Below are 13,764 nucleotides of genomic sequence, written 5' to 3' on the forward strand. Positions count from 1 at the left end.
GCTACTGCTGTAACTCGAACTGCGCGCTGGCCATCACTTGGCCATTGATTAAAACATCGACTTGGTGGCGGCCCGGATAATAGTTGCGAGTGGTAATGGGTTTAATCGCGTGTTGTTTTTGCCAACTCGCCTCCTCACCACCACTCAACTGCGCTTGCCGCCATTTAAATACTTTGGCTCGTGTGGTGCCGTTAGCACGCTGATGGTGAATGGCGTAGTCGATCACCAACGACTGCTCAACCGCCGCACTGACCGTTAACTCCAGGCAAATGCTATCACCCAAGCGAATGCGCGCCGGCGTCACCGTAAACGCCAGCCCTTCAAGCTGCGGTTCGCCATAACCGAATACCGCCAACGTCGCTTGGTGGCCTTGTTTAATTAACGTGCGACAAGCATGGCGCAATAACCGCATGCGCTGCTCATTGGCGCCTTGGCTCCAGCATCGAGATAACTCAGCAACCAGCTCTGGGTGATCTTTGGCAATGTCATTGAGATGATTGGCAACCGAGCGGCGTACATAATCGCTGGGATCATCGCGCAATGCTTCGAGCAAGGGAATCATCGTTGAGGGTTCATCAATAAATTGTGTTAATCGCACTCCCCAAGGCAAACGTGGCCGAGTCCCCTCACTGATTAACCGGCGAACGTGCTCATCGTCGTCGTGCAGCCATTGCTGTAACGTCGACAAGGTTTGTTGCGGGTGCTGCTGTAGAAAAGGGCGAATGGCAAATTCACTGCTAAAACGTGACGTCATTTGTTTCAGTGCCGACAGCGACAGCTCTACCTGCTGCTGGCCATGCTCAGCGACGTAATCCGCCACTGGCATAATCATCCAACCACTGATACCGGGGGCATCGCTGCCTTGCCAGCCTTGCGGCGATTTAGGCGCCAGAGCAGAACATAAGATCGCCACCGCTTGCTCAAAATCAGCGGGCAAAAATTCGTGTAAGCTTTGGCGAATTAAATCACTGCGCTGTTTTAACTCCAGCGGTGCTAAATTCGGCGCCACACGGGCAATAAACCCTTGCTGATCAAAGTCGTGCCAGACTTGCTGCAACTGCTCGGCCAGCTGCAAAACGGCGTCGGCATTAAAATGTTCTTTAAACGCTTCAGGCATCAGAAAAACCAAGAAATATTGTATTGCTGCTGCATCGACTCCAAATAATGCGGCAGTGATTTTTGTTCTTCGACATCAAATACGTCATCCGATACCGTCATCGACAAAATGCGATCCAGGCGAAAGGCGCGATAGTCTTGGCGCAATCGACAATGGGCAATTAATGTCCAATGACGCACGTAACACATGATGCCCAATGGCTCGATACAACGCTGTGACGTCTGCCCTTGCTCGTCGCGATAATGCAGTTGCACACACTGCTGCTGGCGAATGGCGCCACGTAACACAGTCAAATGACGGCGAATCTCCGCGGCCAAATTTAAACTGGGCACCACCAATGCCGAGCGCGAAAATGGGTCTTTTTCAGTATCCGGGAGAATCGCTGCGACTTTGTGCAGTACTTGTTCTGCGGCTTGACACAGCGCGTCGTCGCCACTGGCACGAATTAAACTCATCCCCAAACGAATCGCCACCAGCTCATCGTGATTAAACATCAGCGGTGCCATAAGGAAGTGTCGGTCCAGCACATAACCCACCCCCGCTTCGCCTTCAATGGGAATACCCGACTGCTGCAACGCGGCAATGTCGCGATACACCGTGCGTTTGCTCACTTCCAGCAGTTGGCTGATTTGCTCGCCCGTTAAGGGGCGTCGCCGCCCCTGAAATAATGTCAGTAACTGAAACAGTCGCTCAGCCTTGCGCACAAGGTCACCTCGATTCCTGCCGAAGACGTCAAACTGTGCAGATGTTGTTTTTTCATCACCACACTGCCCTCTTCGGTCATGGCCATAAATGGTTTGGCAAATGCTTGCTGCATAAACTGCTCGCCGGCCGCGGCGGCGCTGGCTTCATCCGTCCAGACCACTAAGTCGGTCCAATGCTCGCCGTCATTGGCCACCTCACGTCTGACAAAGCCAGGCTGGCGCTGGGCAAATTTCTGGATCTGACGCTGATAATAAAGCACGTCTTTAAGCGACGCCTGGGTTTTAAACTGTACGATTTCTAAGATTGCCATGATGCGCTCCTTATCCTATGGATGCTGTGTTCTCTGACCCATTCATCATGTCAAAGGGCTGCTGACAACGCGGTGGCAACAGTGTTTGAAAACATCACAACAACAGGCTGCCTTGCTGTTGCAAACGTCGCTCACGCTCGCGCCAGTCCGGCAGCATCTGACTCATCAAGCTCTGAAAACCCGCGCCATGGTCAAAGTGACGTAGATGACACAGCTCGTGCACTACCACCAGCTCAATCAGCTCCGGCTCACACTGCATCAGCGCCATATTCAGGTTGATGTAACCCCGCTGCGATAAGCTGCCCCAACGGGTACGCATCTTTTTGACTCGCAATACGGGCTTAGTGCCAAACGCCTGAAACTGCGGCCACCAGCGTTCGATCAGCGCCTGAAAGTGAGATTTGGCTTGCTGGCGATACCAATCATCCATGGCCGCAGCAATCTCAGCGCCACTCCACTTCGCTGGCACCCATACACGTTGCTGCGACACCAGAAACTCGCCATCCGCGCTGCATACTACCGGCAATAAGCGCCCTAAAACGGGAATCGCTTGTTGCCAGCGCGTTTGCTGTTGCTGGAACTGCTGGCGTTGCTGCAGTAGCCAGCCTTGATGCTGTTGCACAAACGCCAGTACTTGCTGGCGCGACGCTCGCAGCGGAATGCGCAGGTCCACCTCACCTGTCGATGTCAGCGTTAAACGCATGCTTTTGCGCGACGATGCGCGGATATGCACCGTCACCTCGTCAGAGCCGAGCGGCAGCTGCAATGTTTGTTGGTAAGATCGTGGCATGGTATGACGAACACCTGAGCGGCTGTGTTAGCATTGGCGGCAATTTCAGGAGTATTGTATGACCGACTTAAACAGCATCCCAGCTTTGTCTGAAGAACAGCTGGAAACTCTGGGTTTGTTGCTGGAGCAAGAAGCCGAGCACCAGGACAGCTTTGATTTCTTCGCCATGCACGGGCTGCTCACCGCCTTTGCCGTCAGCCCAGTCGCCTTCGACTTGGCGCAGGTGTGGGACAGCGCCTTTGATCAGCAGCTCAGCCTGAGCGCAGAGCAGCAACAACAGCTCAAGACACTGCTGCAGCAGTTGGCGCTCGAAGTGCAGGCGTGGCTAGACTCAGGCCAGGACTTTCCTGTACCGGCAGACCTGACATTGATTGATGAAGAAGATGAGCCGCCGCTGGAAAGCTGGGCCATGGGCTTTATGACAGCCGTGCTGCTGCAAGAGCAAGAGTGGTACGCCAACCATGAAGACCAGGTCGCGCAGGGCTTATTTCCTATTATGTACGCGTCGGGTCTGTTTATGGACGAAGCTGAAATGGCCGACATCGACGAAGACGTGGAATTGTCTGATCGCATGTGTGGCAACATTCCAGCTGCGGTGATCGAGCTTTACCTATTGCTACACAGCGGCCAGTAGACAGCCAACGCCAAACTACGATTGGCTATGACTCTTTTAAGTAATTGAGGCTCGCTGTTGAGCCTCAATTGCCAATAACAAGCACAAGCACAAGCACAAGCACAAGCACTAAACAGCAGCACCAGCTGCTAGGCCACAAATTCTATGTGCAACCTATGGTTAGAAATCCCAATCCACATTTTCATCACACTGGCGCAGCAAATTAAGCGTTTCGGCATGACAAGCGATGCTATCCAGCACTAGGTTGCTGTTATCAACATAGGCCTTCAATAACATCCAATCGTCATCACCGATGTAATCGTCCAAACGGTCACAATCGTTGCCACAGTTCAGTGTTATGTCCGTGCTGTCGTACAGTGTTACCTTGTCGCCGCTGCTTTTTTCTAACAGCCGTCCCTGCACCACCATGTAAAAATCATTGGCCGAACCAGTGCGGTCGGTGGGCGCAGCATCGTCCTGTTTCAGTGTTGCCGCCGTCACCACATTAGCGGAGGAGCGGGTTTCAACCACGTCGATTTCAAACTCGCGGCCCCACTGGTGCTCAAAACCCTCAATATCTACCAGTAGCAGTTCCCATTTATCCGAACTGTTTAATCGATACAGCAAACACAACTCGCCATCGGCATTGCCGCAATCGCTACGAAAATGAGCGATTTCCCAACGAACGTCGCTTTTGCCATCACACACTTCGTCGTAATTATCTTGGCCGGCACTGCACTTAATCGTTTCTAACGTCAGGGCATTGCTGGCCGCTTTAAATTCCAAATCGGTCAATAAGCTGTTGTTGATAATATTCGTCAGTGCTGTGCAATCTGTGTTGCAGGTAAATACTTTATCGTCCAGATACCACTGCGCGCCGGACTGATAAACAATGCCGGTACTGGTATCGAGTTTTAGCGCAAAGGCATTGTCAGAACTGTTGACCGCCTCTTGTTTGACGATATTTAAAAAACGATATTTTTTCGCTTTGCCACTGCTGTTAAACGAGGTTTCTACTTTGAGCTGATACCGATAGCCCCATTCAAATTGGTCAAACTCCACCAGCTCGGCCGCGTCTTCACGCCAGGCGTTGGTTTCTTTTTCACGGCTGCGATAGCACAAGCGTGCAGCATCGTCGTCACACGCAACTTTGTAATAATCGACGAACAAGGTTTCTTCTTTGTCACTCCAGTGACGGCCCAACTGACACCCTTGCAGCAGCAATAGCGCTAGCAACAATGGGCCTATTTTTGTCCACACAATGGCGTCCTCCCTAGTTATTGCGCAGCACTATACCCGCATGGTTACAAGCTCAGCAACGGCGCCGCGTAGGTTTGCCACACGCGGCGCTGCACGCTTTCTGGCTCATTGGCGACCCGCTGTTGCAATAACTCACCAACATCGCTGGCCGGTGCGCCGAAATTACGATCCAACAAAGCAGCTGCAGCTTTTTGCACTTCGGTCACCGGCGTCATATCCAGAATCTGGCGATCAATAGCGGCCGCCATCAGCTCAGCAGACTCCAAGTCCTGACTGGTGAGTGGTTGGCCAAAAGACACAAAAACACGTCCTTTAAACCCAGTTAACCCGGCCATAATGCTGCGAATGTCTTCTTGAGCCTGCTTTTCATATTCACCTTGCTCAGCGACTGCCACCAATTCTCTGGCTTTGAGCACGTCACACGGGTCCCATTCGTAGTGAATGCACACCGGCACTGGGTTTAGCGCGGCAACGGCCTCGCTGAACGGCGTTTTGTCCTGCCGCCCGTACAGAGATAACATCTTCAGCACTGCGGTATCGGTTAAATCACGATTATCCTTCGCCCGCCCTTCGCGCTGCGCAATCCAGACGCCATGCCCTTGCACATTCGACTGGTGAATAAACTCAGATAGACGGCTCAACTCGTTCAGTTTTTCACGCCGGCCAGTCACACTGCGTTTAACCACAAAGCTTTTATTCAGGCGCATTAAATCAGCCACGTCCTCATCCGCCAGCAGGTTATCGCCAATGGCAATGCGACTGGTCGGCCAACCCGCTCGATGCAGCGCAAAGTTGATAAAGGTCGGGTCCATGGCGATGTCGCGATGGTTGGAAATCCAGGTGTATGCTCGGTCAGGCTTGAGCTGTTCCAAACCTCGCACTTCCACCGAGGTCGTTGTTGAAGTCAATAATCGCTCGATGTGCGGCTCTAACCAGTGTTGAAATTGCTCGACCGTTGCCAGCCCCGATAGCTCTTTTTTCAGTTTGTACTGCGCCCAAGGTTGCAACAACCGGCGCTGCCAACTGGGGATGGCGCCAAGCTGATGTGTCAGTACCGCATCCATCACCCGTTTTGAGCGCAACAAACGCTGCAATACAGGTGTCACCTCATGATCAAAATAGGGGCGAATATCGGCATATGGGTCATGGCTGCCTGGCATGAAGGGTCAAGTCTCATTGGAATCAATGATTGCGATGATACCAGCTGCAACGACGCCTGAAAGCGTGCGAACGCACAATTGCCAAACAGTTCAGAGACCTTCATTGATGCACCGGCTTGCTTTACAATCCTGAGTTAATTACTCAGCTATTTCGGAGTCCGCATGATCGAACAATGGCAACCAGCCACCGCCACTGGCGCAATCGACTCGAGCCTGTTGTTGCACTTGGCCAGCGAGTCCCATCAGGCTGAGGAGCTGAATTCAGCGCTGCTCGACACGGCACAATTGCAGCAACTGCAACAGTGGACGCAGCAACCCGAGCAGACCTGGCAAACAGTGCTGACATCGTTGGACGAGCAGCAGCTGCTGGCCATCGCTCGTTGGTATGTAAAAGCGGAAGAACACTACGGTTGGCAGGTGGGGGCCAATAATCCAGCCATTTGGATCTTTCGCTACCTGAAGCAACAGCAGCGTTTACCAGCAAAAGACGAGATTCGTGCCATCAAAGCGATGACCAGCAATCGCTACATTCCCTATGGCAAGGTGCTTTAATCCTGCCGCGCCAGTTGCATAAACTTAGGGAGTTGCTGTCGCAGCTCCTGTATGCGCACCGGTTTGGACAAATAGCCGTCCATGCCGGCTTCTTCGCAAGCGCGGCGCTGCTCTCCCATCACATCGGCCGACAAAGCCACGATCGGGGTATGGCCGTCTTGCTCTAGTGCCCGAATTTGGCGCGTCGCCTCAATGCCATCCATCACCGGCATGTGGCAGTCCATCAGCACCAAATCCACCGGCTGGTTTTGCCAATGGTGGACAGCTTCTTCACCATTGGCAGCCAACACCACGTGACAGCCAAGACGCTCTAGCATTTGAATAGCCACCTTTTGATTTACCAGATTATCCTCGGCCAACAAAATGCGCGCGCCTTCCAGATCCGAGTCATCATCCAGCTGCTCCGGGCTTTTGTCTGCTTTATCAGGCACAGCCTCCTGCACCGGCAATAAGGTGAGCTCCAGCCAAAAGCTGGCCCCTTCGCCCGGCATGCTAATTACACCCACCCGACCATTCATTAACTTGGCCAGTCGTTTGCAAATATGCAGGCCCAGCCCCGTACCAGAGGTCACGTTCGTCGCTTGTTGGCCTTGGGCGTATTCTTCAAATAAATGCAGCGCCTGGGTGGCGCCGATGCCATCACCACTGTCAGTCACACTAAACACCAAGGTGTTGCTGTTTTCGGCCACCGGTTTTAATTCAACATCGATGCTGCCCTGCTCGGTGAACTTAATCGCATTGGTTAAAAAATTCATGATGATTTGACGGATGCGCACCGGGTCTCCGCTCAAACGCGAAGCAACACTCGACGCTACCGACACACTCAACGCGATTGATTTGCCGGCACTAAAACCTTCCACCGATTGCAGCAACTCGTTCAATAACTGGCGCGGATCAAAGGCCTGCTGGTTAATGGGGAGCTTACCGGCTTCGATTTTTGATAAATCCAGAATGTCATTAATGATGGTCAGCAGATGCTCAGCGCTGTGCTGCAAAGTCTGTAGCAGTTGCTGCTGTTCTTCGTCTAGCTGCGTTTGCTCTAGTAGCGATACAGTGCCCAACAGCCCGGTCATGGGCGTACGAATTTCATGACTCATCGACGCTAAAAAACGACTGCGCGCCTGGGACTGACGCTCCAACGCTTGATAGCGCTGTTGATGAGCGGCCGCCAGCATTAACCGATCACTGACCTCTTCCACCCGCAATACGAAATAATTAGCCCCTTGAATAGGGGTCAAACAACAGCGCCACTGCTCGCCTTGCGCTGTTCTGGGGCAAGTCCAATACACACACTGCTGCGAGGCCTGTAACTGCTCTAACCAGCGCGCTAAACAATTGGGCGTCAAGGGGGCACCCTCAAAACAGGAGATAGACTGCCAACTGTCTGGAATGGGTTTATTCGCACACACAGTGCGCCCATGATGATCCAGTAGCAGAGAGAAATCAGGCGTGTGTTGAAGTTGCGCCTGCAACCAGTATTGTTGTTGCTGCAGCGACTGAATGGTTTGCTGCTGACGATAACCACGCCAGCACAGCGCAGCGACACCAAAGGCGACCAAAACAATGAGCAAAGCCAGCAGCACAATCCAGGTCACTTGCGTCATCCTTGACCTCGCTTGTCCGCTAGCGCTTCAGCAGACGCTACTGCCGCTCGCTGCTGACATCTCCGCTCAATAAGGCCGACAAGGTAGACGACTGTCGCGGCCAAGCAATGTGAGCCCAAGCCGGGTTCTCGGACACACCGTCAGCGCCGGAGCCATTGTCGACGAATACCAACAAGGTTTCGCGCCCGTCCTGATCACGCAACAAACGCTCTACCGAGTGTTGCGCTCGCCCATGACTGACCGCCACGGCGGCAGGCTGACGATCACTGACGAGAAAACCGAACTGGATTTCGTCGCTGGTCATCAACACTTCCCAGCCACTGCGCCGCACTAAAGAAGCGATTTCTGCGCAGACCGGAGTGTCGTCGGACAGCATGACCAGGGTTTTGCCCCCAGCAGCAGCTCGTCCGGTACCGGCATATGGTTGTCTTTGAGAAACTCTACGAAACCGTTCACCGGAATTCGATTGTCGCCTCGGCCCGGCAGCTTGTACGCCTGCAAATGCCCACGCTCAATCCAGCGGATTACGGTACGAAAGTTCACCCCACAGAATTTGGCGACTTCGCCTGTTGTTAGAGCTTGTTTTTCCCTCACTGCATCCACTCGATAGTTGTTGCACTCGCTTCAGTATAGATAGCATGTGCGAAATGCAAGGGAATTGTTCCCTCGCAGCGAATACGGCATCGTCAACGGCAGAATGCTAAAGTGAAGGCAGACAAATCAGGGAGAGACCTTATGGCCCATCAGTTGCTGATCGTGGACGACGAATCCGGCATTTTGCAGGCAATCCGCCGCATGTTACGCGCTGAGCCATGGCAGATTCTGGAAGCACACAGTGGCGACGAGGCTTGCCAGCTACTCAATCAGCACGCCATCGACCTGCTGATTACCGATTACAAAATGCCCGGCATGAACGGCATCGAGTTGTGTCGCTATGCCCGCCAGCACTCGCCGGCCACCTATCGACTGTTACTCTCGGGTCAAGTGGATTATAACTCCCTGCGTAATGCTTGGCGCTTGGGCGACATTCACCGTTTTGTGGCAAAACCCTGGGACAACCTGCTGCTCACCATGGACATTCGTGAAGGTTTGCGCCAGCACGAACTGCTGCGTCAGACGCAAGCCTTGCAGCAAGCCGTCGGTTCCACCCAGCCCCTACTGCTTACTGACAGCAACTGGATCATACGCTTAACCAATCAGGCCATGTGCAACTTGCTACAGTTCAGTGAAGAGGAACTGCTAGGCACCAACTTGTTTGCTCCGACCTTGTGTGACGCACCAGTGGCACTGGAGGCCGAAATCAATCGCCAGGCCGATGCCGGTGAAGTGTGGCTCGGCCTGTTTGCGCTGATGAACCAACAACAACAGCCGCTGCCCAGCTGGATGAGCATCAGCACCCTGGGGCCCTTCCGTTTGTGCATTGCGCAGCGCATGTCCGAACACATGCCAATGCCATCCGCCCCCGTGGGCGAACCCGGCACAGCGCTGCTGGATAACCAACCGCAAAGTGCCCCGGCATTATTGCTGATTGATCTGGACGCCGACCAAATCCGCGAACATCAATTGGCGCAAACCTGCTTTCAGCGAGTGCAGCAGTGCATCGGCGATGCATACGAGTTGTACGCGCCGCAAGATCATTTGCTGCGAGTCCTGATTCCAGCCGACGTCAGCTGCGGTGAAATCGAGCAGCTGCAAGAGGACATAGGAACCGACTTGCGCGATCCGCTGCCGATGTCGGATAAACCGATCAAGCTGCGTCGCTTAATGCGGGTTGAGCACTGCCCCAGCGACCAGCCTGATTGGCGGGCCTGGCTGCGTCAGCACATTGGTCTGCAAGACACCAGCCCACCGGCCAAGCACACCGACGAGATCAATCTGCAAGGCCAGCAGGTGATGCCGGTATTTAATCAGCAAGGTGAGTTGGTAGCTTTGCAAGCCCCTAGGCGTGTGCAGCAGTGGCCATCCTGGCTGGAGTCCGTGGCCGAGCTGTGCCGCACTTTGTTCAAACAACCACCGCCGGTGATCATCAACTTGGCGCAAGTGGCTGAGCTGTCTGTTGATCAGTTGTCGTGCACCAGTGCCGCCGGCTTGGACTGTTATGTGATTGTTAGCGAAGACCAACTGCTCAGCGACGACGAAAGCACCACGCAACTGCGCCAAATGCTGTATCAGCAAGATTGCAAGTTATTGGTGGCCGATTTTGGGCGCAACTTCTTAAACTCTCGCCAACTGTTGTCCATGCCTGTTTGTGGTCTGTGCTTGGCGCCGGAGTATCTTGCTCATATGCGCACCCACAAATCCATGGCACAAAGTCGGCGCTTGCTACAGCGCTTGCGTGACAACAACATGATTTTGTACGCACCCGGCGTCGACGACGCCGAAGCACTGGCAGCGGCGCATCATCAGCAAGCCGATTGGCTCAGTGGTCAGCTGCTATCGCCCGAGGTCGATGTGAGCCAACTGCAATGGTTTGCAAACGGGGATTAACATCCGCCAGCAGCTAGGTAGAATGGGCGTATTCTTTTTGGAGTACGCCAGTGAATAAAGATCAAGCTTATCATCAGATCGCTCTTGCCTGTCTGAAAACCCTACGTGAAACAACTGCCGGTGAAGCCGACGATCGCATCAGCGGCTTGTATGACGCCATCGATGAAGCGTTTCAATCACAGTTAGGCTTGCTGGCTGAAGAATTGGAGCTGTATCGCCAGCGCCTGCAACAGATTCGTGAGTTGGACCCGAAACAGCACAGCCTGGCGGACGCACAAGCGATTGCCACCCCGAATAACACCGCCCACTGATTGGCAGTAAGGAGCCGGCATGTTCTCGCCCCGCTACTGGACTTTTTTGCTCATTGTTTTCGCCGCCATTGCCTTTTCTATGTACCGACAACTTGATACCGACACCCTCGTGGTGAGCCCGTCTGACCCCAATGATTATCGCTACCTAGAGCTCGACAACGGCTTAAAAGTACTGCTGATCGCGACTTCAGAAGCAGATAAGGCCGCCGCAGCGGTGTCCGTCGACGTTGGCAGTGGCGATGATCCGGCTGATCGTGCAGGGCTGGCGCATTTTCTCGAGCACATGCTGTTTTTGGGCACAGACCCCTACCCAGATGCCGGAGAGTATCAGGCCTTTATCAGTCGTAACGGCGGCCATCACAACGCCTTTACCGCCCATCAGCAAACCACCTATTTTTTTGAGCTCGACAACAGCGCACTGGAAGATGCGCTGGATCGCTTTGCACCGTTTTTCATCTCGCCGCGCTTTGATGAGCAGTATGTGGAGCGTGAAAAAAATGCCGTTCATGCGGAATTTAAATCAAAATTAAAAGACGATTTCCGCCGTATTTTTTCAGCTCAAAAGCAAGCCATGAACCCGGGGCACCCCTATGCTTCGTTTTCAACCGGCAACTTGGATACCCTAGCCGACCGTCCTGACAGCACCATTCGTGAGGATTTATTGGAGTTTTACCAGCAGCACTACTCAGCGGATCGCATGACACTGGTGTTGGCTGGCCATTATTCGCTGGATCAACTCCAACAGTGGGCCGTTGATAAGTTCAGCGCAATACCCAAGCACAATACCGCCCCGAGACCACAGCCACCATCACTGTTTGTGGACGGTCAATTGCCTCTGGATATGAACATTCAGCCGGTCAAAGAGCTGCGTCGTTTGCAGTTTACCTTCCCGATGCCGGCATCGGCGCCTTTGTATCAGTTCAAACCGATTCAAGTATTGTCTAATTTAATCGGCCACGAAGGTGAAGGGTCGTTATTGGCGTATTTAAAACAGCAAGGCTGGGCCGAAGGGCTGAGCGCAGGCCAATCGCTGGACACAGAGCATGACGCGGCCATGGTGGTGCAGATCCAGCTGACACGCGCAGGCCTTGCTCATACCGAAGAAATCACCGCCGTTTTGATGCACTACATCGAGCTGATTAAAGCCGAACCGCTGCCTCAGTATTTGCTCGATGAACAGCATCAACTCGGAGAGATGGCGTTTCGCTTTCAAGAGCAAAGCCGCCTATCAGATTATGTCGTCAGCTTGAGCGGCAACTTGTTGCGCTTCGCGGCTGAAGACAGCATTTACGGCAGCTTCCGCTGGGACGTGATCAGTCAAACGCAATTGCAGCCATTTATCGATGCACTCGATGCCAACAACATGCTGCGCACCCTAATTGCTCCAAGCGTTGAAACCGACATGCAAGACCCACTGTATGGCACTGCCATGCGCATTCGCCCGAGCAACGTTGGCCAGCCTTCCGTTAAGCCACAAGACCTTGCTGGTTTGCACTTGCCTGTCGCCAACCCCTTTATTGCCGAGGATTTAGAACCCAGTGCCGAGCAAACGCTGGAAGTTCCAGCCCAAATTCTGGCCTCGCCACAGCGCGAAGTGTGGTTCTACCCAGAGCAGGACTTTAAACAGCCGAAGTCGCGTATCTATGCGCAATTTGAACTGGCATCAGCGCGCGACAGTGAACGCCAGCGACTGTTGGCGCATCTGTATGCGCGCAGCGTCAACGAAGCACTGAACACCTTCAGCTACCCAGCGCACTTGGCCGGTTTAAGTTATGACCTGAGCGCTAACGACCAAGGGTTACGTCTGTTAATCGGTGGCTACAGTGATAAACAGCCTGCGTTATTGGAGCAAATTCTGCAAACCATGACGCAGCTGCAAGTCGATGATGCCGCGTTTGAACGCTACAAAGCCTCACTGCAGCGTTCATTGCAGAACCGACTGAAAAACAAACCGTTTGAACTGACATTGGCCGAGCTGCGTCAATGGTTGTATCGCCCGTCATTTAACGAGCAACAATTACTGGCAGCATTGCCCGATATCAGCGCAGATGACCTGCGTGCGTTTAGTGACACGTTTGCGCAACAACTGTACAGCCGCATCTTCGTCCATGGCGGCGTTGATCAGGCGCGTGCAGAAACCATCGCCGCCTTGGTCGAGCAGTATTTACCGGCCAACCATACCAGCATTGGCCTGCGTGACGTGCTGCATATTCCAAACGGCTCTTGGCAGAAAAACCTGAATTTGGATCACCCAGACAACGCCATCACCCTCTATGTTCAAGGGGACGATACCAGCGATGCCACTCGTGCTCGCTATGCCCTGCTGGGGCAAATTCTGCGTGCGCCGTACTATCAATACATGCGCACCGAGCAGCAGCTGGGCTATGTTGTCGCAGCAGCGCCCTACCCGCAGCAGACCGTACCTGGACTGATTTTTGTGGTGCAATCACCCGACACCGCGCCTGAGCAACTGGTTGAGCACAGCGAAATATTCCTGCGTCAGTTCGCCACCACACTGGCGGATATGTCGGCTGAAGAATTTGTGAATCATCAACAGGGCCTGACCACCCGCTTGTTGCAAGCTCCGAAAAACATGAGTGAAAAAGCTGCCCGCCATTGGTCCGAGCTGTCGATTGGGCGGCAAACGTTCGATACCAACAGCGCCATCGCCAAATTGGTCAATGACATCAGCAAGGACGACATCGTCGCTCTGTATCAACAGCATTTCTCACAGCCGAACCCATCATCACAGGCGCGTTTATTATTCAGCCAAGGCGGCGACATCGATGGCTGGCAAACGTTGTCAGAGGTAGATCGCGCCAAGCAACGCACGTTTTAGACTCGCACGCACCGTG

14 protein-coding genes are annotated in these 13,764 nt (G+C 53.6%); 5 read left to right on the forward strand and 9 right to left on the reverse strand.

All coding sequences use genetic code 11. From position 1 onward, the window contains the following. Nucleotide 1: 1 nt before the first annotated feature. From CHH28_RS17180 to CHH28_RS17195, 4 genes are all read right to left on the reverse strand, one after another. Complete coding sequence (locus CHH28_RS17180) at nt 2-1,117, reverse strand: DNA alkylation repair protein (RefSeq protein ID WP_094061474.1); 1,116 nt, start codon at nt 1,115-1,117, stop codon at nt 2-4. Continuing rightward, nucleotides 1,117-1,821 carry a helix-turn-helix transcriptional regulator gene (locus CHH28_RS17185; protein WP_094061475.1) on the reverse strand — a complete coding sequence of 235 codons (705 nt, stop codon included), beginning with the start codon at nt 1,819-1,821 and terminating at the stop codon, nt 1,117-1,119. The genes CHH28_RS17180 and CHH28_RS17185 overlap by 1 nt, the downstream gene beginning before the upstream one ends. Further along, complete coding sequence (locus CHH28_RS17190) at nt 1,788-2,132, reverse strand: hypothetical protein (RefSeq protein WP_094061476.1); 345 nt, start codon at nt 2,130-2,132, stop codon at nt 1,788-1,790. The genes CHH28_RS17185 and CHH28_RS17190 overlap by 34 nt, the downstream gene beginning before the upstream one ends. Nucleotides 2,133-2,226: 94 nt before the next feature. After that, nucleotides 2,227-2,922: a M48 family metallopeptidase gene (locus CHH28_RS17195; protein ID WP_094061477.1), complete on the reverse strand. Its 696-nt coding sequence runs from the start codon at nt 2,920-2,922 to the stop codon at nt 2,227-2,229. Nucleotides 2,923-2,980: 58 nt separating this feature from the next. On the opposite strand from CHH28_RS17195, the gene CHH28_RS17200 reads away from it, so the two are divergent. Further along, nucleotides 2,981-3,556: a YecA family protein gene (locus CHH28_RS17200; RefSeq protein ID WP_094061478.1), complete on the forward strand. Its 576-nt coding sequence runs from the start codon at nt 2,981-2,983 to the stop codon at nt 3,554-3,556. 159 nt (nt 3,557-3,715) lie between these two features. Here the strand turns inward: CHH28_RS17200 and CHH28_RS17205 are convergent, their stop codons facing one another. Next, nucleotides 3,716-4,795: a DUF4377 domain-containing protein gene (locus CHH28_RS17205; protein ID WP_094061479.1), complete on the reverse strand. Its 1,080-nt coding sequence runs from the start codon at nt 4,793-4,795 to the stop codon at nt 3,716-3,718. Nucleotides 4,796-4,839: 44 nt separating this feature from the next. Beyond that, complete coding sequence (locus CHH28_RS17210; protein WP_094061480.1) at nt 4,840-5,955, reverse strand: 1-acyl-sn-glycerol-3-phosphate acyltransferase; 1,116 nt, start codon at nt 5,953-5,955, stop codon at nt 4,840-4,842. Nucleotides 5,956-6,117: 162 nt separating this feature from the next. On the opposite strand from CHH28_RS17210, the gene CHH28_RS17215 reads away from it, so the two are divergent. Continuing rightward, nucleotides 6,118-6,507, forward strand: coding sequence for a hypothetical protein (locus tag CHH28_RS17215; RefSeq protein WP_094061481.1), 390 nt, complete (start codon nt 6,118-6,120; stop codon nt 6,505-6,507). Here CHH28_RS17215 and CHH28_RS17220 read toward each other — a convergent pair. The 3 genes from CHH28_RS17220 to CHH28_RS20685 are packed head-to-tail and all read right to left on the reverse strand — an operon-like array spanning nt 6,504 to nt 8,714. After that, nucleotides 6,504-8,111, reverse strand: coding sequence for a response regulator (locus CHH28_RS17220; RefSeq protein WP_094061482.1), 1,608 nt, complete (start codon nt 8,109-8,111; stop codon nt 6,504-6,506). The genes CHH28_RS17215 and CHH28_RS17220 overlap by 4 nt on opposite strands. A 37-nt stretch (nt 8,112-8,148) precedes the next feature. Then, entirely contained in the window at nt 8,149-8,487 is a 339-nt protein-coding gene (locus CHH28_RS17225) for a hypothetical protein (RefSeq protein WP_199244126.1), read from the reverse strand. After that, a complete protein-coding gene (locus CHH28_RS20685) occupies nt 8,442-8,714 on the reverse strand; it encodes a helix-turn-helix domain-containing protein (protein WP_420093153.1) in 273 nt (90 codons plus the stop codon). The genes CHH28_RS17225 and CHH28_RS20685 overlap by 46 nt, the downstream gene beginning before the upstream one ends. A 132-nt stretch (nt 8,715-8,846) precedes the next feature. Between CHH28_RS20685 and CHH28_RS17235 the strand changes: the two genes are divergently transcribed. From CHH28_RS17235 to CHH28_RS17245, 3 genes are read left to right on the forward strand one after another with little or no spacing between them, the layout of a single operon-like run. Next, on the forward strand, nt 8,847-10,598 hold the full coding sequence (locus CHH28_RS17235; RefSeq protein WP_094061484.1) for a response regulator: 1,752 nt from the start codon (nt 8,847-8,849) through the stop codon (nt 10,596-10,598). 50 nt (nt 10,599-10,648) lie between these two features. Then, nucleotides 10,649-10,909, forward strand: a complete 261-nt coding sequence (locus CHH28_RS17240; RefSeq protein ID WP_094061485.1) for a hypothetical protein — start codon at nt 10,649-10,651, stop codon at nt 10,907-10,909. A gap of 19 nt (nt 10,910-10,928) precedes the next feature. Further along, nucleotides 10,929-13,748, forward strand: a complete 2,820-nt coding sequence (locus CHH28_RS17245) for an insulinase family protein (protein ID WP_094061486.1) — start codon at nt 10,929-10,931, stop codon at nt 13,746-13,748. Nucleotides 13,749-13,764: the final 16 nt, after the last annotated feature.

Source organism: Bacterioplanes sanyensis, from assembly GCF_002237535.1.
GTDB classification, from domain to species: Bacteria; Pseudomonadota; Gammaproteobacteria; order Pseudomonadales; family Oceanobacteraceae; genus Bacterioplanes; species Bacterioplanes sanyensis_A.